We start from the raw sequence: 23412 nt of genomic DNA on the forward strand, positions 1-23412 counted from the left end.
GATCACCTGCGCATGGCCAAGGACCTGGGGGTCAACACCATCCGCGTGGCCACCCACTGCACCGAGGCCGATGTGTCCGAACAGCACATCACCCTGGCCAGGAAGCTCGACATGGACACCGTCGGTTTCCTGATGATGAGCCACATGAACAGCCCCGAAGGGCTGGTCACCCAGGCCAAGCTGATGGAAAGCTACGGCGCCAACTGCATCTACGTCACCGACTCGGCCGGCCACCTGCTGCCCGACGGCGTGAAGGCGCGCCTGAGCGCGGTGCGCGCGGCCCTCAAGCCGGAGACCGAACTGGGCTTCCACGGCCACCACAACCTGGCCATGGGCGTGGCCAACAGCATCGCCGCCATCGAAGTGGGCGCCACGCGCATCGACGCGGCCGCCGCCGGCCTGGGCGCCGGGGCCGGCAACACCCCGATGGAGGTGCTGATCGCCGTGTGCAGCCTGATGGGCATCGAGACCGGGGTGGATGTGGCGAAGATCACCGACGTGGCCGAAGACCTGGTGATCCCGATCATGGACTTCCCGATCCGTATCGACCGCGATGCCCTCACGCTGGGCTACGCCGGCGTGTATGGCTCCTTCCTGCTCTTTGCCAAGCGCGCCTCGGTGAAGTACGGCATCCCGGCCCGCGACATCCTGGTCGAACTGGGCCGCCGCGGCATGGTGGGCGGCCAGGAGGACATGATCGAGGATACGGCCATCACCATGGCACGGGCGCGCGGGGTGGCAGCATGAAGCTCGATGCCAGGACCATTGCCGATCTGGCGGCGCGGCTCGACGACTGCCAGCGCGAGGCCCGCGACACCACCAAGATCACCGACGACCACCCGGATATGGACTGGGACGACGCCTACGCCATCCAGCATGGGATCCTGCACCGCAAGCTGGCCCGCGGCCGTCGCGTGGTGGGCCTCAAGGCAGGCCTCACCTCCCTGGCCAAGATGAAGCAGATGGGCGTGACCAGCCCGGTGTTCGGCTTCATGACCGACGACTACGCCGTGCCCGACTGCGGCGAGGTCCAGGTTGCCGGGCTGATCCACCCCAAGGTGGAGCCGGAGATCGCCTTCGTGCTGAAGAGCGCCCTGCGCGGCCCCGGCTGCCATGTGGGCGCGGTGCTGGCCGCCACCGAATACCTGCTGCCCGGCATCGAAGTCATCGACAGCCGCTACCGCGACTTCAAGTTCGACCTGAAGAGCGTCATCGCCGACAACACCTCGGCCAGCCGCTTCGTGGTCGGCGGCGTACCGACACAGGCCAGCGGGGTGGACCTGTCCACCCTCGGCGTCATCATGGAGAAGAACGGCGAGGCGGTGGCGATGGGCGTGGGGGCGGCGGTGCTCGGCAACCCTGCCTCCGCGGTGGCGATGCTCGCCAACCATCTGGCCAGCCGTGGCGAGGAGATCCCCGCCGGCGCCATCGTGCTGTCCGGCGGCATCACCGAAGCCGTCGCCGTGGCGGCCGGTGACACGGTGACCCTGCGGGTCCACGGCATGGGCTCCACGAGCCTGCGCTTCGTTTGATTCCACACCCACTGAAAGGAGAACAGCCATGCCATTCGCCCAGATCTACATGATCGAAGGCCGCAGCGAAGACCAGAAGCGCGCGGTGATCGAGAAAGTGAGCCAGGCCATCGTCGATTCGACCGGCGCCCCCAAGGACGCGGTCCGCGTCTGGATCCAGGAAGTCCCCAAGACCAACTGGGGCATCGCCGGCCAGACCGCCAAGGACCTGGGGCGCTGACCTGGGCCGACGCCCCCTGGACACCGGTCTGCCGCGTTGAACGCAAACGCGAGGCCGGTGTCACATCCCCCCTGCAGGCCCTGGAGGCCCTGCCCCCGCGGCGCAAGCCGGCCCGCCCGCCCTCCCCCCCACTTCTCCGCGTGCCCCCATCTTGCCCATTCCCATTCCGCTCCTCGTCCTCGCCCTGAGTGCCTTTGCCATCGGCACGACGGAATTCGTCATCATGGGCCTGCTGCCCGAGGTGTCTGCCGACCTGGGTGTTTCGGTGCCCGTGGCCGGCTGGTTGATCACCGCCTACGCGCTGGGCGTCGCCATCGGGGCGCCGCTGATGGCCCTGGCCACCTCGCGCCTGCCCAGGCGGACGGCGCTGATCCTGCTGATGGGCATCTTCATCGCCGGCAACCTGCTGTGTGCGCTGGCGGGTGACTACGCCTTCCTGCTGGTGGCCCGGGTGGTGACCTCCCTGTGCCATGGCGCCTTCTTCGGCATCAGCGCTGTGGCGGCCGCGGGGCTGGTGGCGCCGGAGCGCCGCGCCTCCGCCGTGGCCATGATGTTCACCGGGCTGACCCTGGCCAACGTGCTCGGTGTGCCCCTGGGCACCGCGCTGGGTCAGGCCCTGGGCTGGCGCTCGACCTTCTGGGCCGTCACCCTGATCGGCATCGCCGCCCTTGCCGGCCTGATCCGCGCCCTGCCCCGCGACGCCCACCAGGCGCCGCTGTCGATCCGCCAGGAGCTGGGCGGCCTGCTCAGGCCGGACCTGTGGCTGGCGCTGTCCACCACGGTGCTGTTCTCGGCCTCGATGTTCGCCCTGTTCACCTATGTCGCACCGCTGCTGCGGGACGTCACCGGCGTGTCGCCGCGGGGCGTCACCGGCAACCTGCTGCTGATCGGCATCGGCCTCACCGTCGGCAACGTGCTGGGCGGCCGCTATGGCGACAAGCATCTGCGCGCCACCCTGTCTGCCGCTTTCATGGCCCTGGCCCTGTGCTCGGCAACGCTGGCCTGGACCAGCCACAGCCCCGTGGCCGCCGCGATCAACCTGTTCCTGTGGGCGCTGGCCGCCTTCGCGCTGGTGCCGGCACTGCAGGTGAACGTGGTGAACCATGGGCAGACGGCCCCCAATCTGATCTCCACCCTCAACATCGGCGCCTTCAACGTCGGCAATGCCCTCGGCGCCTGGGCCGGCGGTGTGGTGCTGCTCACCACCGACGACCTGACCCTGATCCCCTTCGCCGCCGCGGCGCTGGCCCTCGTCGGCCTTGCCGCGGTGCGCCTGGCGGCACGCCGGTCGGCCGCCCTCATCACCTGAGCCGGCCTGCTCAGAAGCGAGTGCTCAGGCTCACCCTGAGCGTGCGCGGCTCCGCCGGGTGCGAGTGAATGCCGCTGATGCCGCCGGCGGGCTCGCCCGGCAGGCGGGAGGCGTAGTAGTAGTCGATGTCGCTGGCCTTGCGGTTGAGCAGGTTGAACACATCCAGCGCCAGCCGGGTGTCGGCGCTGATGCGGTAGCCGACGCGGGCATAGGCCAGTGTCGTGCCCTGAGAGCGCACGCTGTTGTCCTCGATCAGCGGGCGCGGCCCGAAGTGGCGCAGCTGGAGCTGGCCGGACCACGGCCCCAGATCCGCTACCGTGGCGCCGGCCGACACCACCTTCTGCACCGCCCCGGGCACATGGCGGCCGGCATTCGGCGCGTCTCCTTGCGCCTGGCGGAAGCGGGCCTGCGACAAGGCGATGTCGGCATCCAGGATCAGCCACGGCGTGGCACGGTAGTGATTGTTGAACTCCACGCCATGCCGCCGCGAGGCGCCGCTGGCCTCGGTCTCGCCGGCATCGCCGACGAATACCAGCTCGGAGGCCATTTCCAGCTGCCACACCGCCACCGAGCTCTGCAGGCCGGGTATCCACTCCGTGCGGAAACCGATCTCGCGGCCCTTGCTGCGCACCAGCGGGATCGCCGGGTCGATGGCCTCGCCGCTCCTGGCCTTCACCCTGGCGGTGATGCCGCGGGCGTCATTGCTGTGGAAGCCCTGGCCCCAGTTGAGGAAGAACTCGCTGCGCGCCCACGGCCCCAGGATCAGCGACAGCCTGGGGCTGTCGATCCAGGCGCTCCGCGCCCCGCTGTTGGCGTCGATGTTGCTGGTGACATCCACGTCCAGGTGGTCGGCGCGCAGGCCGGCGACGCTGCGCAGCCAGGGCAGCCAGCGGGTCTCGTTCCGGGCATAGATGCCTACACTGTCCTGACGCAGCCGGCTCTCCTGCGTCACGCCGGTCCGCTGCCCATCCCTGGCCGTATAGAGCCCGACCGGGCTGAGGCTGTCGCGACGCCATTGCACGCCGAGGGTGGCGTTGCTCTCCAGCCCCGCCAGCCGCCCCTGCCACAGGCGGCTCAGGCTGCCGCCCAGCACCTGGCGGGATTCGGCCTGCTCGAACTGGTCTCCATCGACCGGGTTGTCCAGGTAGTAGGTGAAGTTGGAGAAGAGCTTCAAGCGCGAGCGGATGGCATACGCGCTGGCGGCCCATTCACCGCCCTCCACCACCTTGAGCATCTGCCACGACAGGCTGTAGCGGGCCGTGTCGCCGTGGTCCGACGGATCGATGGCGCCATAACGGCCGATCAGGCCGCTTTCGATGGCCCGCCGCGGCACCTGGTCCGTGCTGTGCCAGTGCGAGGTGTAGGCCATGGCGGTGAGGCTGTGCTGCGTGCCCCCTTCGGCCAGGCTGTAACGCAGCACGCCATTGAAGCGGCGGTAGTTCTCCGGGTTCTGCCAGGGACCGTCGTTACGGGCGCCTTCCAGGGCGTACAACAGGGTGCCGGCGCTCAGCGCCGCAGACTTGGCCAGCAACGCCCGGGTGAACCGGCGTTCGCCGACGGTCAGCGTCGCCAGGCCCTGGGGCAGGCTGTCGACCAGGCTCAGGCGGGCCGAGCCGGCGGAGCTGAAATCCCCGTCTTCCGCCGCGTACAAGCCCTTGCGGTAGTGGACGGACTGGAGCAGCTCGGGGATCAGGAAGTTGAGGTCGGTATAGCCCTGGCCGTGGGCGTGGCTCGGCATGTTCACCGGCATGCCGTCCAGGTGGGCGGCGAAGTCCGTGCCGTGGTCGAGATTGAAGCCGCGCAGGTAGTACTGGTTGGCCTTGCCGTCACCGCTGTGCTGGGAGACGATCACTCCCGGCACGAACTCCAGCACCTCGGCCGGGCGCAAGGTCGGGCGGCTCTGCAGCAGCCTGCGGGTCACCACGCCCTCGCTGGCCGCGTCGCTGGTGCCGACACCGTTCTGGTAGTTGGCGGAGACCACCACGTCGGGAAGCGTGGTCCCGGCAAGGCCCTCCCGCCCCGCGCACAGGCATGTCAGCGCCACGGCCAGCGGACGGAGGCGTGCGTTGAAGGCGGCGGGGGGGAAGTCGGAGGACACGATCCAGGGAATGCAGGAATTCATCCCGGCGCATCATATAAGCCGCTGGAGCAGATCCCCCATACGCGCTTCGACGTATATCCCCGCCCCGCCCTTCATGCCCCTTCCAGGTAACCCAGCAGCTTGGTGTAGAGAAGCTCCGGGACGACCGGCTTGGTGATGAAGTCGTTCATGCCGGCATCCATGCAGCGCTGCCGGTCTTCGGCGAAGGCGTTGGCGGTCATCGCCAGGATGGGTACATGGCGGCAGGCCGCCAGGCTGCGGATCTGGCGGGTGGCATCCAGCCCGTCCATCACCGGCATCTGCATGTCCATCAGGATCAGGTCGAAGCGCTGCTGCCGGGCGAGATCCAGAGCCATCGCGCCATCTTCGGCGGAGGTGACGTGCAGGCCCACGTCGCCCAGGAACAGCATGGCGACTTCGCGGTTGACCGCCTCGTCCTCGACCAGCAGCACCCGCTTGCCGGCGTGCGCCTGCTTGAGGCGGGCTTCGGCCTGGTCGCCTGTCTCGGGCCGCAGCCCCCCGGAGCTTCCGGCCACCTGGCGGAGACTCACCGTGAACCAGAACCTGCTGCCGCGCCCTGCGTGGCTCTCGACGCCGGTGGTGCCGCCCATCTGCTCGGCCAGCTTCTTGGTGATGGCCAGCCCCAGGCCGGTGCCGCCATAGCGGCGGGTGGTGCTGTTGTCGGCCTGCTCGAAGGCGGAGAACAGGCGCGCCATGACGTCCGGGGCGATGCCGATGCCGCTGTCTTCCACCTCGAAGCGCAGCCGCAGGTGCGACCCCATGTCGGCCTCGGGCCGGACGCGCAGGGTCACGTGGCCGCTCTCGGTGAACTTGATCGCGTTGCTCACGTAGTTCAGCAGCGCCTGCTGGATGCGCGTGGCGTCGCCGAACACGCTCTGCGGCAGGGTCGGGCAATCCACCACCAGGTCCAGGCCCTTGGCCCTGGCCCGCTCGAGCAACATGGCGGCGACATTGCGGCAGATGGATTCGACCTGCACCGGCGCATCCTCGAGGGCAAACTTGCCGGCCTCGATCTTCGACAGGTCGAGCACCGCGTCGATGATCTCCATGAGATGCCGGCTGGCGCGGTCGATCCTGTCCAGGCGTTCCTCCTGCTCGGCGTCCAGGCCGCTGCGGCGGATCAGGTAGGTCATGCCGGAGATGGCATTGAGCGGCGTGCGGATCTCGTGGCTCATGTTGGCCAGGAAGGCGCTCTTGGCCACGTTGGCCGCTTCGGCGGCCTCCTTGGCCACCGAGAGTTCGGCGGTGCGTTCCCTCACCAGGCCTTCCAGCTGGTTGCGATGGCGCTCCAGCTCCCTTTCGGCCAGGCGGATCGCTGTGACGTCTTCCTGGATCAGCACCACCTCGCCCACGCATCCGTCCGACAGGCGGGAGGGGTAGATGACGGTCCGCACCAGGAAGGTGTCGCGGCCGGCAGCGCCCGGCGGCAAGTGCTCGCGGTCGTATTCGATGGTGGTGACCGAGCTGCCCTCGCCGGCAAAGGCGCCCCGCACCCTGCGCGTCACGCCGGCCTTGTCGAGCTCCGGATCGTCGAGCACGGAGTGGTCGCCCAGGCTTGCGCCGGACACCCCCCACAGGCTTTCCCAGGCCTTGTTGACGCGCAGGGTGCGGCCATCCAGGCCGACGATCTGGATGGCCAGCGGCGATTCGTCGATGAGGGTGCGGAAGCGGATCTCCGAGTCCTGCAGGCTCATCTCCATGCGCTTGCGCTCGCTGATGTCGGTGTGGATGCCGGTCATGCGCAGCGGGCGGCCGGCAGCATCGCGACTCACGACCTTGCCGACCGACTCGATCCAGACCCAGCCATCGGTGCCGAAACGACGCCGGTAAGCCATGGTCTCCGGCCCGCCTTTGCGCAGGCAGGCCTCGAAGCGCTGCCGCAGCAGTGCCACATCGTCCGGGTGGATGCTGGCGAACCAGCCTTCCATGTCGGTGATGAAGTTGGCCGGATCGGCGCCGATCAGGGCGGGGTAGTTCTCGCTCACCTCCACCTTGCCGGTGAGCAGATCCAGGTCGAACCACCCCTGGTTGGAGGCGGCCAGCGCCAGGCGGGTGTGCTCCTCGCTGGCCCGCAGGGCCTCCAGCGCATGGACCCTGTCGGTCACGTCCTCGAAGACGGTGGCGAAGCGTCGCTGCTCGGTCGAGAACACGGAAATGGAGAAGTGCTTGCCCAGGGGTTCGAAGAAGGGCTGGAAGCGGATCGCCGGCCCGCCCAGGGCCACCTCGGCATAGGCTGCCAGGTAGGGCACCTGCCCATACACCTCGCTGGCCAGGCGGCCGACAACCTTCTCGCGGCCCAGCGACAGGATCGATTCGAAGGCCCGATTGACGTCGATGATCCGGTAATCGACAGGCTTCCCGCTACCGTCGAAGACCAGCTCGTGGAGGGCCACGCCTTCCGTCATCGAGGTATACAGCGAATGGAACTTGACCTCGCTGTTGCGGATCGACTCCACCGCGTTCTTGCGCTCGGTGATGTCATCGTAGATGCCCAGCACGCCGATGATCGCGCCGTCGCGGCTGCGCAGCGGCACCTTCGACGAACGCAGCCAGATCGCCTCGCCGGTCGGGGTGGTCTGCGGCTCTTCGTAGCTGAGCTTGGGCACGCCGGATTCGATCACGGCGCGGTCGTCCTTGCGGTACAGCTCGGCCTCGGCGGCCCAGGCCATCTGGGAATCGTCCCTGCCGATCAGCTCGGCGGGGTCGGCCATGCCGGCGTCCCGCGCAAAGGCCGGATTGCAGCCCAGGTAGCGGGACTCCCTGTCCTTCCAGAAGACCCGGATGGGCGCCGTGTCGATGATGGTCTTGAGCAGGGTCTGCGAGGCCTCGAGGGAGTCCCGGGCCTCTACCAGCGCCTCCTTGTCGCGCCGGTGCTCGGCCAGCTCGCGCATCAGATTCAGGGTGTTGGTGGATAGCGTCGCATAGATCGACAAGATGATGTCGATCAGGGCCCGCGTCGATCCGCCCATCTCGACCTTGGCCTGCAGCTTGGCCTCCTCGAGGGGCAGGCCACCCTGCCTGGCCCTTACCACGCAGGCCATGAAGCGGTCGGACTCGAGGATGTGGGAGGCCAGCCAGCGCGCCAGGAAGCCGAGCAGCTCCTCGGCCAGCAGCGCGTCCGGCGTTTCGCTCAGCGCCGCACGCATACGGCCCACTTCGCCGACAAAGGCGTCGTGGGTGGCCCGGTGCGCGATCTCCAGCGGATCCCCCTGGAAGGAAGCCTCCCAGACCTCGCCTTCGCAGGCAAAGTGATACACGGCGTAGTCGGCCAGTTCATCGAGCAGGCTGTTCAGTCCCAGCTCACCGGCACTGAAGGCGATGCGTGCTGCGAGGGTGTTCAGCAGTTCAACCAGCTTGTGGTGCTGCGCATCGACGAGCTCGAGCCCTGTGTTGAAATTGTCGTTCCACGGAAAGATTTCGATGTCCATCTCGATACACCTGCGCCCCGGGCCACTTCAGCCCCATCAGTACGGCCACCGGAAGTCCGGTTCACCCCGTGCGCGCAGTATCTGCCAGCGCCTGCCCGGCGGCCAGCCACTTCAGCACGGTCGGAAACATCTGGCCCGGTGCCACCGGCTTGGCCACGAAGTCATTCATCCCGGCCTTGATGCAGCGCGCCTGATCCTCGTCGAAGGCATTGGCCGTCATCGCGATGATCGGGATCCGGGCCAGGCCCGGCAGCCGGCGGATCTGCCGGGTCGCCTCGAGGCCGTCCATCCGCGGCATCTGCACGTCCATCAGGATCAGCGCGAAGTGCTCTGGCGCTAGCCCGGACAGCATCGCCACAGCTTCCACGCCATCAGCGGCGATGTCTGTCTGCAGACCCGCCTCGGCAAGATACTCGCAGGCCACCAGTTGATTGATCTCGTCGTCCTCCACCAGCAGCACGCGCCTGCCCGCATGGGCTTCGCGGATGCGCCGCACCGGCTCGGCCAGCGGCGCCGGCCCGGACTCGTCGGCAGCGGCCGCCAGGTGGCCGACCCAGGCCGTGAACCAGAAGACGCTCCCCACGCCCGGCACGCTCCTGACGCCCGTCTCGCCATCCATCAGGGCGGCCAGCCGGCGCGTGATGGCCAGCCCCAGCCCGGTGCCGCCGTAGTCTCTGGCGGTGCTGCTGCCGGCCTGCTCGAAGGGGGCAAACAGGCGCGACTGGGTCTCCGCATCGATGCCGATACCCGTGTCTTCCACCTCGAAGTACAGCTTCAGCCGGTCTTCGCGCTCCTCCACCGGCCGGATCCGCAGGCTGACCGTACCCCGCTGGTTGAACTTGACCGCGTTGCCCGCCAGGTTCAGCAAGGACTGAGTCAGGCGGGTCGCGTCCCCCCAGGCGAATGCAGGCAGCGCCGCCTGCTCCAGCTTCAGCTCCAGCCCCTTGGCCCGCGCGCTTTCCGCCAGCATCGAGACCACGTTGGCCCCCAGGGCCCGCAGCTCGAAGCGCTCCGGACGCAGGGCCAGCTTGCCGGCCTCGATCTTCGACAGATCGAGGATGTCGTTGATGACACCGAGGAGATGCCGGCCCGCCGCGCGCAGCTTGTCGAGCTTGTCCAGGTCCTCCGGCGGCTGCGGCTTGCGCAACAGCAGGTCGGTGAGACCGATGATGGCGTTCAGGGGCGTGCGGATCTCGTGGCTCATGCTGGCCAGGAAATCACTCTTCGCGTGGTTGGCCGCCTCGACCTGGTCGACGCGCAGGCGGAGTTCGCCGTTCAGGACTTCGATGTTCCGCGTGCGCTCGTCGACCAGCTGCTGCAGATGGGCCTGGTGCTGCTCCAGTTCGGCGTTGGCGCCCTTCAGTTGCTCGGCGATCTCGCGGCTCTCCGCGCTCATCTGCGCCGCCAGTTCGAGCGCACGCCGATACATGCTGCCCCAGAACAGCATCAGCACCGACAGGAGCACCAGGCCCGACAGCAGGCACACCCCATAAAAGACGGCCTTGCGCGTCCATTCGGCCAGTACCCGGTCCACCTGGCGCCCGGCCAGCACGATGAAGGGGCTGTCATCGCCCCGGCGGAAACCGAAGACCCGCTCCTTTCCATCGAGGGGAGAAACCGCCCGCAGGCTGCCCTCCTCCCCGCCCCGGGCCAGGATCTCCTGCCGGAAGTGCTCCGCAACACGCAGCCCCTGCTGTCCGGGCAGCGGCGGCACCCGGGCCAGCAGGCGGAAGTCCCGGTCGAAGATGGACAGCACATCGCCCTCCCCGAGGCGCACTCCGGCCATCTTGCGCTGCAATACATCGGCATTGACGGCGGCCTGGATGATGCCCAGGAATTCGCCCTGCGGCCCGCTGAGGCGGCGGCTGACGGTGAACACCCAGTTTTTCGTGATGCGGGCAAAGATCGGCTCCGATACCACCAGGCCCGACTGGGGATTATCCCGGTGCGCCTGGAAATAAGCGCGATCCTGGATATGGGCCGGGAACAGGGTCCCGCTGGCGTCGTACAGGAAATGTCCATCAGGCCCGGCAATGCGCAGGCTCTGGGATTCCGGCAGATACGCCAGGAAACGGGCCAGCAGGGCATTCACCACCTCCGCCCGGGGCGGGTTGCCGCCCTGCAGCTGAGGCTCGACCTGGAAGCGCAATTCCTTGAGCAGCGTGTCGACACGCTCGATGCTGCCATCCAGATTCTCGTCCAGGCTCCTCACCTGGTTGAGCGACTCCATCCCGGCATAGTGGAGGGCCTGCTGCCGCGACTCGACCAGCTCGGCAACCAGTACGGCCGCATACGCCGCGTAAATGACCAGCACGACAAATCCATATCGACGGAAACGCTGCAGGCTCTCCAGCGAAAGCCCGGTCGACATACCTGCCAGGAAACTACGAAATAGAGACTGCATGGCACCCTACCGGCGACCCCTCCGTAAAAGCCCGATCGAGTCCGGCCCGGCAATTGAACAGGCCGGACCTTCACCCGCAATGGGCCGTGGCAGTCCGGTCTGTATGTGATTCTTTCCGCGCAATCTGTATTGCAACGCACATCATGGCCGGCATTCTTGCACACCTGAATCCACCGCAGCGCCCCGCGGGGCTTGATCCACATCAAGCGCAGGCCAATCGGCTTTGTCCTGGCGGCAGGCGCCGTTCAAGGGGATGAAAGGCGTAGTGCCAAGCAGGACTTTGTACATCGCTGCGCAAACAAGCCGCCCGGACACGGTAAAGTGTCACCCGCCGGCAACACGCCGGCAGCAATACATCGACCCACGCCCCCGGTCGAGAACCAGGCATATCGACGCACATGAAAATATCGCTCCAGCGAACCATCGCCGCACTCACCGGTGCGCTCGACTTCGTCGGGATCGACGAGGTCCACCACGGGAAACGCGTCGCCCTGTTTGCCTTCTCCATTGCCAACGAGCTGGCATGGGAGAAGTCGCGCTGCCTCGACATGCTCTACGCCGGCATGCTCCATGACTGCGGCGTCGCGCGTACCGAAGAACACCGCCACCTCACCGACACCCTGGAATGGGACGGCGCCCAGGCCCACTGCGAGCGCGGCGAGACCTACCTGCTGGCCTGCCCGCCCCTGCAGCGCTTCGCCACGACAACCCGCTGGCACCACACGCGCTGGGAAGACCTGGCCGCCGAGCCGCTGACCGCCGCCGAACGCCTGGAGGCCAACCTGATCTTCCTGGCCGACCGCCTGGATGTGCTGCTGGCCCACTACATCACCGCAGACGGCCTGAAGAACGAGATCCTGTGGGAGTATCCGGCGATCATCGAACGCCTGGCCGGCATGTCGGGCTGCCAGTTCAGCCCCGAGCTGATCGGCGCCCTGCAGCGCGCTGCCGGCCGCGAGGAGTTCTGGCTGCAATGCGATCCGCCCTATGTGGATGAAGTTGTCGACGAGCACCTGATGCACGAGACCCCGGTCGAGCTGAGCAGCCAGGAGGCGCTGGCCATCGCCGGCCTGTTCGCCCGCACGGTGGACTCCAAGAGCGTTTACACCCTGGAACACTCCACCCGCGTCGCCCAGCTCACCCGCTACCTGGCGCAGGCCCGCGGGGTGACCGGCGTGGAGCTCGACCTGCTCGAGATCGCCGCCCTGCTGCACGACATCGGCAAGCTGCGGGTCCCCGAGGAGATCATCGACAAGCCGGGCTCGATCAGCATCCAGGAGCGCGCCATCGTGCGGCGCCACAGCTACGACACCGGCCGCATCCTGAAAAAGGTCTTCCCCAACCTGCCGCTGGCCGAGTGGGCCAGCATGCACCACGAAGACCTGATCGGCACCGGCTACCCCAGCCAGCTCCACGCCAAGGACATTCCCTGGCAGGCCCGCCTGATCGCGGTGGCCGACATCTTCCAGGCCATGTCCCAGGACCGCCCCTACCGGCCGCGCCTGGACAGCGGCGCGGTGATGGCCCACCTCGACGAACTGCTGGCGGAAGGCCGCCTCGATGCCGAGCTGGTCGAACTGCTGCGCCGGCACGTGGACAATTGCTACCGGTTGGCGGTGCACGGCGAGCTGCCGGCCTGAACAAGCTGGCAGCAGGAGGGGGAACGGGCCGGAGAGGCGGGCTCAGACCTCGCCGCTGTGGATCCGGCGATACAGGGTGGCGCGGCTGATCCCCAGGCGCTTTGCCGCCAGCCGGACGTTTCCAGCGCATTCATCGAGGGCCCGGCGCATGGCCTCGCGCTCCAGGGAGGCCAGCACCCCGGCCTGGCCGCCGCCCGTCGCGGTGCCCTCGGGCAGTACCGGCACAAGGACCGAACGGGGGAAGTGCCCGGCCCCGATCCGCTCCCCCGCCGGTGCGATCGCGTGGGCATAGATGATGGCGTTCCTGAACTCACGCACATTGCCCGGCCACGGGTAGGCGGCCAGCCGCTCCAGGGCCTCGGGCGAGAAGCTGCGGGCACCGTCCGACAGCCCGGCCAGGATCGAGCACGCCAGCGCCTTCAGGTGGGGCCGCAGCCGCAGGGGTGAGAGGGTCAGCACGAAGGCGTTGATCCGGTAATACAGGTCGCGGCGGAAGCGCCCCTCCCGCACCGCCTGCTCGATGTCCTGGTGGGTGGCGCAGACCAGCTGGAAATCCACGCGCTGCGTCGCGCTGCCGCCGAGGCGGCTGACCTCCTTGCTCTCCAGGACGCGCAGCAGCCGGGCCTGCAGGTGCAGCGGCATGTCGCCGATCTCATCAAGGAACAGGGTGCCGCCGCCAGCCTGCTCGATCCGCCCGGCCGCGCCGCCGCGCCGGGCGCCGGTGAAGGCCCCCTCCTCGTAACCGAAAAGCTCGCTCTCGATCAGGCTCTCGGGGATCGCCGCACAGTTGATCGCCACGAAGGCGGCGTCGCGGCGGGTGCTGCGCTCGTGCAGTGCCCGCGCCACGACATCCTTGCCGGTGCCGGTCTCGCCCAGCACCAGCACCGGCAGCCCGCTGTGCAGCGCCTTGAGTCCTATCTCCAGTTCCTCATTGATGCGCCCGTCGCCAAAGTCGCTGGTGGTGGTGTCAGGCACGCTGGCCGGCTTGAGCCTGACGGCCCTGCCGGCGCCCGCCACGGCCACCGCCGCCGGCGCGGCCAGGCCGGCGCCCTGCCCCTCGCGCGCCCACAACGACGCATACATGCAGATGCCCGAGCGCAGCTGCACGGGAATCGCCCCGCGCGCGCCCTGCAGCAGGGTCAGCGTGGTGCCGAAGCGCCCTTCGAAGAGATCCTCGTACTGCAGCCCGATCTGGTAGGTATCGACCCCCATGAAGCGCCGCGTCGCCTCGTTGGTCGCCAGGATCTCGCCATCGTCGCCAAAGGCCAGGATCAGGTCGGCCGACGGCTCGGTGGAATGCGGCTGCCAGGCCAGCGTCACGATGGCCCGGGCCGGAATGCGCCGGAACAGCTCGTACTCGATGGCATGGGCACAGCGCGTGACCAGGGACAGCGCGCCGAAGTCGGCATGGGACGATCCGCGGGTGATATCGACGGTGCCGATCAGCCCCCCACGTGGGTCGACAATCGGCGCCGCGGCGCAGTGGAACAGCTTGTTGGCACTGAAGAAATGCTCGGGCCCGAAGACCCGCACCGGGCGCCTTTCCTTCAGGGCGCAGGCCATCGCCGAGGTGCCGATGGCCCCCTCCGACAGATCCACGCCGGGGCGGATGGCCTGGCGGATCTCCGGGTGCTGCTGTTCCAGCGCTCCGCCCACCGAGATCGCGTAGCCGCGGCTGTCGGTGAGCAGCACCGCGTAGCCGGCGCCGGCGATGGCTTTCTCCAGGTCGGCGACCGGCCCCGTGCCGGCCTCGAGCAGCATCCGGTTGCGCTGGACGAGCTCGCTGAGCCGCGACCGCCCCACCTGCTCGAACGCGATGGCTTCGCTCTCACTGCGGGCCGCGGCAATACAGCGCGACCACGAGCGGTAGATGGCGGGATCGATCAGGCTGCCATCTTCACGACCATCGTCGAAATAGGCACGGCGCGCGGCAACGATGCGCTCCATGGATGCGGGGGCAAGCAGGCCCATGCGGTGTCTCCTCGGTGGTGCCGATCTCGCCGGCTTTTTATCAATAATACTTGAAAATCGCGAGATTTCTGGATGCGGGAATCCTTGCACCGCCGCCATCGAAAACAAAAAAGGGCTACCTTGCGGTAGCCCAAAGGGACTGCACGGGGAGGCCCGTGCCGGAGAGAACGCTTCAGCCGTCAGAACGGATACTGGATGCCCTTGTGGGAGACGCTGACCCACTGGGTCTGGGTGAACTCCTCGAAATTGGCCGGGCCGCCGAAGCGCCCGCCGTTGCCGGAGGCGCCCATGCCACCGAAAGGAATGTGGAATTCGTTGTTCACGGTCTGGTCGTTGATGTGAACCATCCCTGCGCGAAGCTTCGAAGCCAGCGCGGAGGCCCGCCCCATCGCGCTGCCATGCACGGCGGCGGCCAGGCCGTAGGGCGAGCGCTTGACCAGGGTCACCGCCTCTTCGTCCGTATCGAACACGGTGACGGGCGCCACCGGCCCGAAGATCTCCTCGCTGAAGGCCGGCATGTCGGGCGTCACGTCGGCCAGCACCGTGGCCTCGAAGAACTGCCCCTGGCGCCGTCCACCCGCGACGATGCGGGCGCCCATGGCCACCGAGCGCTGCACGATGTCCTCCACCCGCTCGGCCTGGCGCAGGTTGATCAACGGCCCCAGGTGCACCGGCTCGGTGGCCGGATTGCCCACCACCAGCCGGGAGGCCCGCTCGGCGAGCAGGCCGATGTAGCGCTCGGCAACACCGCGCTGCACCAGGTGCCGGCCGGCCTGCATGCAGATCTGCCCCTGGTGCAGGAAGGCGCCCCAGGCGCCGCAGGACGAGGCCACCTCGAGGTCTGCGTCATCCAGCACGACCAGCGGATTGTTGCCGCCCAGCTCCAGCGCCACCTTCTTGAGCATGCGCCCGCACACCTCGCCGATGCTGCGCCCGACCTGGGTCGAGCCGGTGAAGGAGATCATCTTCACATCGGGGTGGGCGACCAGGTCGGCACCGGTCTGCGGGCCACCGGGCAGCACGTGGAAGACGCCCCTGGGCAGGCCCGCCGCCTCGAACACCTCGGCCAGCAGCAGGCCGCCGCAGACGGCGCTCTGCAGATCCGGCTTGAGGACCACGGCGTTGCCCACGGCCAGGGCCGGCAGCACCGAACGCATGGACAGCAGGATCGGGAAGTTCCACGGCGCGATCACCCCCACCACACCGATCGGCAGGCGCTGGCAGTAGTTCATGCGGCCGGGCATGGCCGAGGGGTACAGCTCGCCGACGGGCTGCATCGGCATGGCCGCGGCCATCTGCGCCTGCTCGTAGACGGCCTGGATCTCCCACTCCGCCTTGGCCGGGATGGAACCGCATTCGCGGATGTTCCAGTGGTTGAATTCCGCGGTCCGCTCGCGGATCAGGCGGGCCACATTGCGCAGCACCTCGGCGCGGCGGTCGAAGGACCAGCCGGCCCATTCGGCCTGGGCCTGGCGGGCGATCTCCACCGAGGCCGCCACATCGGCCGTGCTGGCGGTGGCCAGCATGGCCAGGCTTGCGCCGGTGGCCGCTTCGCGGGCCGGCACGCTCTCGCCATGGCCCGGGAGCCACTCGCCCGTGAACAGCTTGTTGTCCCAGTTACGGCCGGAAGTCGAAGTCATCATGCATTCTCCTGTCAGGCGTGAGCCTGGTTGATCTGATCGCTGATATAGGTGGCCAGGGCGTACACCGTCTCCGACGGGTTGTAGCCGATGGAGGTCGGCAGCAGGCTGGCATCCATGACGTAGAGGTTCTTCACGTCGTGGGTCTCGCCCTGCGGATTGACCACCGTGCGTGTCGGGTCGGCCCCCATGCGGCAGCTGCCCTGGGGATGGAAGGAGGTGTAGCGGTAGCGCGCCGGCTCGTTCCTCAGCCCGTCGATGACCGCGTCGATCTGCTTCGCGCTGTCGATCACGCACTTCTGCGAGGTCGGCACATGCACCCGCCGGGCGCCCGCAGCAAACAGGATGCGGGCATTGGTCTTGAGCCCCGCCTTCATGGCCTCGAAGTCCTGGTCGTCCACCTCGTAGTGGATCTGCTTGGCCCCGTCCTTCCAGCTCACCTCGCCCACGTTCTTGTCGTGGATGAGGGTGATCAGGCGCACGGTGTTGCGGTAGCGGCTCATGTAGGCCATGTAGGGCTTGCCGGTGCCCGGCTCGACCTGGAAGCTCGCCTCCACCGGGTCCTGCACCGCGTTGAGCAGCAGGTAGCCGCCCTCCTCCGGCAAGGTCCAGCGATCCACGTAGAGGGAATGCGTGGCGCCGTGGAAGTCGTCCACATGCTTGTCGAACTCGGCGGTCAGCGACAGCGTCGGGTGGCAGGCGAAGTTCTTGCCCACCTGCCCGCTGGAGTTGGCCAGCCCGCTGCGCAGCAGCAGCACCGGCGTCTGCACCGGGCCGGCGGCCAGGATCACGATGGGCGCATCGACGCGCAGGTCGGCCTTCTTCCTGCCGCTGGCCGGGTCGATCACCTCGGCCAGCACGCCGCTCGCCACGCCCTTGTCGGCGAGCACCTGCACCACCCGGGTGTCGGCATGGAGGGTGGCGCCCTTCTCCACCGCCCACGGCAGGTAGGTGACCAGCATCGACTGCTTGCGGTCGGACACGCAGCCTGCGAAGCAGAAGCCGGTGAGGCCGCAGTTCTTCACGTTGCGCTTGGCCACCCCCGCCGGGATGCCGAGCTTCTTGAGCCCCTTGTTGATGATCTCGGCGCCGGGGCTCGTTTCGTGGCGGGCGTTCTGCTGGATCTGCAGGTTGCGCTCGACCTTGTCGAAATAAGGCGCCATGACGGCCGGGGTGAGATTGGTCAGGCCGTATTCCCGCGCCCACAGGTCGAGGTAGTAATCCGGCGTGCGGAAGCACAGGGCCGCATTGACCACCGTCGAGCCGCCCACGCAGGCGCCCTGCAGGATCGAGATGTCGCCATGGGTGTTGGATTGGCCGCCGTGGTCCTGGTACAGGGTGCCCATGGCGATCGCCATCATCTCGGAGAACTTCTCCGAGGGCACATAGGGCCCGGCCTCCAGGACGATGACCTTCTTTCCCTTCGACGCCAGTTCGTAGGCCGCGATGGCGCCGCCGGCGCCGGAGCCGACGATGACCGCATCGGCCTTGAGCTCGACCCGGCTTGCCGAAATGTCGCTGGCCTGGGTGACCTTGAGGCCGTGGGTGGCCGGCTGAATCGTGATCTTCTTGTCCATGTGTCTCTCCACCTCAAGCCTGGGGCATCGGTGCATTGCCCTGGGACTTCAGGCCCCAGTGCTTGGAAACCGGGCCGTCGTAGCCCAGGGGTGCCCAGGTGGGCGGATTGGCCCAATAGGCCAGGCCCACGAGCTTCTTCAGCCCGACCGCCAGCGCCCGCTGGGGCACTTCGCGGGAATCGGCCCAGGCATCGAGAAAGGCCCGCGCCTGGGCATCGTTCAGCTCGACAAAGCGCTTGTGGAACTGCCCCTGCGGGCCATCGTTGAAGTAGGCGATGCCGCCCTTCAGGCCGGCCAGGATGTGCGGCTCCATGGTCGCCAGCAGGGCCGCATCCAGGGTCTGCAGCACGGGCACGTCCTTCACCGGCAGCAGCTTCGTGCCTTCGGTCACCAGCACCACCTCCACCAGGCGGCGGAACACCGCGTATTCCGCTTCGGACAGATGCGTGATGCCCGGCGGCATGGCGGCCAGGGCATTGACGGGAGAGATCACGCCGCCGGCCAGCGCCAGGCTCGCGGCAATGCTGCTGAACTTCAGGAAATCCCGGCGCCCCAGGCTCTGGATATGGGACATGGCCTGAAGCGCGTCCGGCGCCAGGTCCTTCTGCTTTAGGTTTCTCATTGATATGTGCTCCTGTTGGGTTCTCGGAGGGACCAGCCCTTCATCAGAAGACCTTGACCACCCGCAGATTGAGCCGCGAGGATTCCTTCCAGCCGTTCTCGATGTTCAGGGCCTGCCCGCCCTGCACCTGCAACTGGAGATCCGGCGCAACAAAGGTGGCGAAGGTGGCCAGCAGCCGGTTGTTGTTCATGCGGTCGTGCTGGGCCACACCATTCAGCTTCGTTTCGCCGCCGATGTCGTGGAAATACGAGAGCGCCAGATGGGTCTGCGGTGACACCAGGTAGCGCAGGTGGGCCTGGGCGCTATGGCTGCCGTCCTGCTTCAAGGTCTGCCCGGCATAGTTGTCGTTCTTGCCATACACCGCGGTCTCGAGGATGAAGTCCAGCATGAAGCTGTCGCCCAGCGCCGTCACATAGCCCGCATGGAAGATCCCCTTCCAGCGGTTCTGGCCGATATTGACGCCACCCTTGCGCGCCTCGTAATTGCCGACCGGCACCGAAGCAAAGGCCGACAGGCCGAACCACTGCTTCCTTTCCGGCTGATTGACCAGCCACAGGGTGCCGCCCAACATCGGGTCACCCACCCCGCTGGACGATTCCGACGCAGGCTCCTTGAGCGACACCGACCCGAAGGGCACGATGATCTGCGGGTCGATGACGTAATCGCCGAGCTTGGTGAAATGCACGTAGCGCAGCAGGCCGATATCGGTCTTCAGCTTGAAGGGGCCGGGCACCCGGTCGCCGCCCGAATGGAAGGCATTACGCTCGGTGTGCTGGTAATAGACGATGCCCAGGTCGACACCCGGCGGAAGGGCTGCGTAGTCGCCCGGATCGGTGGCGATCTCCGCCGCGGCGGCCATCCCGGAAAGGGCACAGGGCACGCACATGAGGGCGACCCTGCGCCTGCGCGACGGGGCCTTGCTACTTTTCAGCTTCATGAATTTGTCTCCTGATATTTTTTTGAGTACGCACAGAAACAGCAGGAACAGGGATGGCAAAAAGCATTCCAGCCTCCGCTGCGCGTCGACAAATCCATTAAAACGCTTGGCAATCAGGGCTTTGACGAAAAAACTCAAAACGCATGGGCATCCAATTCTGGTGTCCGCGTTTTCTTTCTGAAACCGGCAGTCTCAATTTGAGACCGGGCAACGCCGGATGCAAGGCTGCGGAGTGCCCGGAACGGGTGACGAACCGTGCCTCAGGATTGCGGATTTCTGGAAGAATCGTCCGGCGGGATGCACACCACGTGCATCGGAAAGCCATCGCGCAATCCAATAACAATAAGACTCCCTATCCCTCCACCTCTCCCCCCCACACACCACGAGATATCGAAATGAACATTGCCATCGCCATGGGCGTCATCGGAGCCCTTGTCGCCGCCGGCCTCCTGTACTGGATCCGCCAGCTGCAAACCCAGGCAAGCGGCGCGGCCCGCCAGCTCACCGACGCCAGGGCACGCGAAGACGCGCTGCAGGACACGATCCGCGAACTGAGGGCGGCCGGCGAACGCAGGCCCGACCCCCGCAAGGAGGCGCCCTCCTGCATCCCGGACCTGCTCGGCCCCCTCGCCAAGGCGCAGGCGCTGTCCGATGACCTCGGCAGCACCGTGGACCAGGCCTTGTCCGACATGGACACCGCCAACACCCTGGCCCGCGCCAGCGGGCAGCGGGTCATGGACGGCTACCAGCTCATGCAGAAGGCCAATGGCGAGATCGCCAGGCTCGGCGGCAGCCTCGACCGCGCCCGGGCGGATCTCGAATTGCTGGCCAGCCAGTCCGCAAAGATCAACAACCTGGTCTCATCGATCACCCAGATCTCCGAGCAGACCAACCTGCTGGCCCTCAACGCCGCCATCGAGGCCGCCCGGGCCGGCGAGGCCGGGCGGGGCTTTGCGGTGGTGGCCGATGAAGTGCGCAAGCTTGCCGAACAGGCGCGCAAGGCCAGCGAGCAGATCGGCCAGATCGCCGGCCAGCTCACCGCCACCTCCAGCGACGCCGCCGGCGCGATGAAGGACACCGACGCGGTCGTCAAATCGGGGCTCGCCGTCGCCTCCAGCGCCCAGGCGGCGATGGAGGAGATCCAGTCCGGCGCCAAGCGGCGCATCGAGGTCATCGGCCAGATCACTGCGGGCATCAACCACCAGAAAACCCTGGGCAGCCAGATCCGCGAAACCCTAGGCCAGATCCAGGGCCTGGCGGCCCGCCAGCAGGCCTGAACCTCCCGCCACTGCAGCCGTGCCCCGGCGCACACGGGGCCGGCGTCAGATCAATCCCACATTTCATTCGGACCAGACCGACTGCCCGGCCGGGCGAGGGCGGATAAATTGAAGCCATGCAGAACACCTGCACGACAGGCCGCTCCCCCGGGAGCCCTGTGCCGACAACCGGCCTCAAGGAGATCCGTCATGAACCGCGACATCATCGAAGGCAACTGGAAGCAACTCAAAGGCAAGCTCAAGGAGCAGTGGGGCAAGCTCACCGACGACGACCTGGACATCATCGAGGGCAAGCGCGAAGTCCTCGCCGGCAGGCTGCAGGAACGCTACGGCGTCACCAAGGACGAGGCCGAGAAGTATGTGAAGGAGTGGGAAAGCAAGCACGACACCTGACCCTGCCCTTCTTTCCACCCGCCCTCCCCTCTGAAGGAGCGAAAAGATGCTGCACTACGCCGTCGTTTTCTTCGTGATCGCCCTGATCGCCGCGGTCTTCGGCTTCGGGGGGATTGCAGCCGGTGCGGTGGAGATAGCGAGGATCCTGTTCTTCGTCTTCCTCATCCTTGCCGTGCTCAGCTTCATCTTCAACGCGCTGCGGGGCAGGCACTGACCCCACACCCGGCGCAACGCAAGGGACAGGCCCTCTCAGGCCCTGTCCCTTGTTGCGTTTACCGGCCGAAGCCGCGGGCCACAGCGCCTCGCCTCAGGGCTTGCCGGCCTTCGCCGCCACCTTGGCGAGCAGTGCCGCGCAGGGGCTGCCCTCCCCGCCGCCCAGTTCGATGAGCGGCAGCAGGGCCAGCGGCGGCGCCAGCAGGCCAAGCCCCAGCGCGGCCGCCACCCGGCCGCCCAGGGGCAACGGCTCCGGCGTCACCGAGGGATTGGCGAAGCTGCCCTCCAGCAACAGCGGGCCGCGCAGCGCCAGGAGGCTGCCGCCCTTCCCCGCCGCGCGCAGGCGCAGCGCCAGGGTCTCGTCCTTCAAGCTGACGCTCCCTTCGCCCACGAGCCGCGTCTTCACGGTGTCGGCGAGCAGGCTCCGGGCTTGCAGCACACCGGCGCGGGCCTGGAAATCCCCCACCACGCAGCGGATGTCCTCCTTCTGGCCCCCCGCCAGCCAGTCGGTGAAGGCGTTGGCCACATCCAGGTTGGCGAGGCGCACCAGGAGGCGGCTGGTGCTGCCTCCGCTCATCGCGAAGGCAAGCTCCCCGTCGGCACTGCCCAGCAGGCCGGCCACCGAGCTGCCGCGCATCTCCAGCCGGGCCTTGCCGCCCAGGGTTCCGGTGGTGAGCTTCTTCGCATCCTCCACGGGCATCAGATCCTGCAGATGCAGGCGCGTCGCCTGCAGGTCGAGGCGCGCCAGTAGCGGCTGGCTGCGGGTATCCAGCTCCAGCCGGCCCTCCACCCGGCCGCGGGCCAGCCCGAGCTTCAGGGGCGACAGGGTCACCCGCCTGTCCTCGATGCGCAGGTGGCCCGAGGCAGCGTCGAGCGGCAGGCCGCTGTTGTTGATCTCCTCCGCCGAGAAGTCCAGATCCACATCGGCCGCGGCGATCTTCTCCAGCCCCAGCGGCCGGGAGGGCAGCACCTTCCCCGGCCGTGGGGCGATCGCCTCGCCGGACTCCTTGCGGGCGCCCAGGAAGCCGGAGAGGTCCGCAATATCCATCCGGCGCGAGCGCAGCGTGCCGCGCATCTGCTGGCGAGGCCGGCTGCGATCGATGGTCAGCGTGCCGCCCACGTCGCTGCGTCCGACCCGCGCGTCGATACCGCTGAAGACCCACTCGCCCGACTGACTGACCAGGCTGGCCGACAAGCGATAAGGCGGGGTGGCCGGCAGCGGCACACCAGTCAAGGGATAGAGCTCGGCCAGGCTCCGCCCGGAGAGGCTGAAACGCACATCCAGCCCGCTGAGGGCCAGCAGATTGCTGACCTGCCCGCTCAAGGCCAGGCGGGTGGCCCCCGCGCTCCCCTTGATCGCAATGGGATAGGGCCGGCCGGGTGGCTCCAGGTCGAGCAGGCTGCCGGCCTGGCCGTCGAACTGCATGGCCTCGCCGCGCCAGCGCCCGGTGCTGCTGAACTTCAGCTGGCCGCTCGCCGCGTCGGTGCTGAAGGACACGCGCAGGTCGGCCTGCCGGGACGGCAGCAGGGCCGCCAGCTCACCATCGATGATGTTCAGGATGGCGATGCGCACGGCCGGCGCCGCAGCGGCCGGCTTGTCGGTGGCGCCGAGCAGCCAATTGCCGCGCCCCTCGCCGTCCTCCTCGAGGCTGATCCGCGGCGTGTCGATCTCCAGCAGCGGCAGCACCAACTGGCCGCGCAGCAGCCGCGACAGATCCACGCTCACCCGGACATGCCGCACGCTGGCCAGCTGCGGGGCCTTGCCCCAGCTGGCGTTGTCCAGCTGCACATCGCTGGCAGACAGCGAAGGCTGCATGCTCCAGGGCCGGACTTCCAGATCCCCGGCGATCCGGAACCCCCGCTCCAGGCGGGCCGACACCAGGCTGTTGATCGGGCCGCGCAGCATGTTCCACTGGAACAGGGCCAGCCCCGCCCCCACCAGCGCGAGGCTCAGGCCGGCCAGCCAGCGCCCGCTGCGACGGGGGGGTTTGTCACCTGGATGTGTATCGTTCATTTCCGCGTTCTCCGTGCTCGGCGCCGGCAGGCGCCCTGGACATGATCGGAACTGTGATATCCGATTGGTGTCGGACGCGGACTAAAGAAGCGTCGGACTGATCTGTCACCCAC

The 23412-nt window shown here is 67.8% G+C and carries 16 protein-coding genes and 1 pseudogene; 8 read left to right on the top strand and 9 right to left on the bottom strand.

The features are described 5' to 3' along the window. The 4 genes and pseudogenes from dmpG to HHL15_RS16820 form a co-directional block, all read left to right on the top strand. The coding region (gene dmpG / locus HHL15_RS16805; RefSeq protein ID WP_169146958.1) for a 4-hydroxy-2-oxovalerate aldolase at positions 1-747 on the top strand (747 nt) is incomplete at its 5' end. Beyond that, positions 744-1532 carry a 2-oxo-3-hexenedioate decarboxylase gene (gene dmpH / locus HHL15_RS16810; RefSeq protein ID WP_169146959.1) on the top strand — a complete coding sequence of 263 codons (789 nt, stop codon included), beginning with the start codon at positions 744-746 and terminating at the stop codon, positions 1530-1532. The genes dmpG and dmpH, both read left to right, overlap by 4 nt. Positions 1533-1554: 22 nt before the next feature. Beyond that, a pseudogene (locus tag HHL15_RS16815) lies at positions 1555-1752 on the top strand (2-hydroxymuconate tautomerase); the annotation flags it as partial. Positions 1753-1903: 151 nt separating this feature from the next. Beyond that, complete coding sequence (locus HHL15_RS16820) at positions 1904-3061, top strand: MFS transporter (protein ID WP_206198829.1); 1158 nt, start codon at positions 1904-1906, stop codon at positions 3059-3061. 10 nt (positions 3062-3071) lie between these two features. On the opposite strand, the gene HHL15_RS16825 is transcribed toward HHL15_RS16820, so the two are convergent. The 3 genes from HHL15_RS16825 to HHL15_RS16835 all read right to left on the bottom strand — a co-directional run bounded on the left by HHL15_RS16825 (position 3072) and on the right by HHL15_RS16835 (position 10925). Continuing rightward, positions 3072-5183: a TonB-dependent receptor gene (locus tag HHL15_RS16825; RefSeq protein WP_169146961.1), complete on the bottom strand. Its 2112-nt coding sequence runs from the start codon at positions 5181-5183 to the stop codon at positions 3072-3074. 71 nt (positions 5184-5254) lie between these two features. Then, entirely contained in the window at positions 5255-8611 is a 3357-nt protein-coding gene (locus tag HHL15_RS16830; protein WP_169146962.1) for a PAS domain S-box protein, read from the bottom strand. A 61-nt stretch (positions 8612-8672) separates the two neighbouring features. Then, complete coding sequence (locus tag HHL15_RS16835) at positions 8673-10925, bottom strand: hybrid sensor histidine kinase/response regulator (protein WP_169146963.1); 2253 nt, start codon at positions 10923-10925, stop codon at positions 8673-8675. Between the two features lie 488 nt (positions 10926-11413). Between HHL15_RS16835 and HHL15_RS16840 the strand changes: the two genes are divergently transcribed. Next, complete coding sequence (locus HHL15_RS16840) at positions 11414-12655, top strand: HD-GYP domain-containing protein (RefSeq protein WP_169146964.1); 1242 nt, start codon at positions 11414-11416, stop codon at positions 12653-12655. Between the two features lie 42 nt (positions 12656-12697). Here HHL15_RS16840 and HHL15_RS16845 read toward each other — a convergent pair whose 3' ends face one another. The 5 genes from HHL15_RS16845 to HHL15_RS16865 all read right to left on the bottom strand — a co-directional run bounded on the left by HHL15_RS16845 (position 12698) and on the right by HHL15_RS16865 (position 19402). Then, positions 12698-14626, bottom strand: coding sequence for a sigma-54-dependent Fis family transcriptional regulator (locus tag HHL15_RS16845; protein ID WP_169146965.1), 1929 nt, complete (start codon positions 14624-14626; stop codon positions 12698-12700). A 179-nt stretch (positions 14627-14805) separates the two neighbouring features. Beyond that, positions 14806-16269, bottom strand: a complete 1464-nt coding sequence (locus HHL15_RS16850) for a benzaldehyde dehydrogenase (RefSeq protein ID WP_169146966.1) — start codon at positions 16267-16269, stop codon at positions 14806-14808. 11 nt (positions 16270-16280) lie between these two features. After that, positions 16281-17843, bottom strand: a complete 1563-nt coding sequence (locus tag HHL15_RS16855; RefSeq protein WP_169146967.1) for an FAD-dependent oxidoreductase — start codon at positions 17841-17843, stop codon at positions 16281-16283. A gap of 13 nt (positions 17844-17856) precedes the next feature. Further along, complete coding sequence (locus HHL15_RS16860; protein ID WP_169146968.1) at positions 17857-18465, bottom strand: gluconate 2-dehydrogenase subunit 3 family protein; 609 nt, start codon at positions 18463-18465, stop codon at positions 17857-17859. Positions 18466-18508: 43 nt separating this feature from the next. Continuing rightward, on the bottom strand, positions 18509-19402 hold the full coding sequence (locus tag HHL15_RS16865) for a transporter (protein WP_206198830.1): 894 nt from the start codon (positions 19400-19402) through the stop codon (positions 18509-18511). A 395-nt stretch (positions 19403-19797) separates the two neighbouring features. On the opposite strand from HHL15_RS16865, the gene HHL15_RS16870 reads away from it, so the two are divergent. The 3 genes from HHL15_RS16870 (at position 19798) to HHL15_RS16880 (ending at position 21286) form a co-directional block, all read left to right on the top strand. Then, positions 19798-20679 carry a methyl-accepting chemotaxis protein gene (locus HHL15_RS16870; RefSeq protein WP_235943455.1) on the top strand — a complete coding sequence of 294 codons (882 nt, stop codon included), beginning with the start codon at positions 19798-19800 and terminating at the stop codon, positions 20677-20679. Between the two features lie 189 nt (positions 20680-20868). Further along, entirely contained in the window at positions 20869-21072 is a 204-nt protein-coding gene (locus HHL15_RS16875; RefSeq protein ID WP_169146970.1) for a CsbD family protein, read from the top strand. A 46-nt stretch (positions 21073-21118) separates the two neighbouring features. Then, positions 21119-21286 carry a DUF1328 domain-containing protein gene (locus HHL15_RS16880; protein WP_169146971.1) on the top strand — a complete coding sequence of 56 codons (168 nt, stop codon included), beginning with the start codon at positions 21119-21121 and terminating at the stop codon, positions 21284-21286. A 93-nt stretch (positions 21287-21379) separates the two neighbouring features. On the opposite strand, the gene HHL15_RS16885 is transcribed toward HHL15_RS16880, so the two are convergent. Beyond that, positions 21380-23299 carry an AsmA family protein gene (locus HHL15_RS16885; protein ID WP_169146972.1) on the bottom strand — a complete coding sequence of 640 codons (1920 nt, stop codon included), beginning with the start codon at positions 23297-23299 and terminating at the stop codon, positions 21380-21382. Positions 23300-23412 lie beyond the last annotated feature (113 nt).

It is taken from the genome of Zoogloea dura (genome assembly GCF_012927165.1).
Classification (GTDB): domain Bacteria; phylum Pseudomonadota; class Gammaproteobacteria; order Burkholderiales; family Rhodocyclaceae; genus Zoogloea; species Zoogloea dura.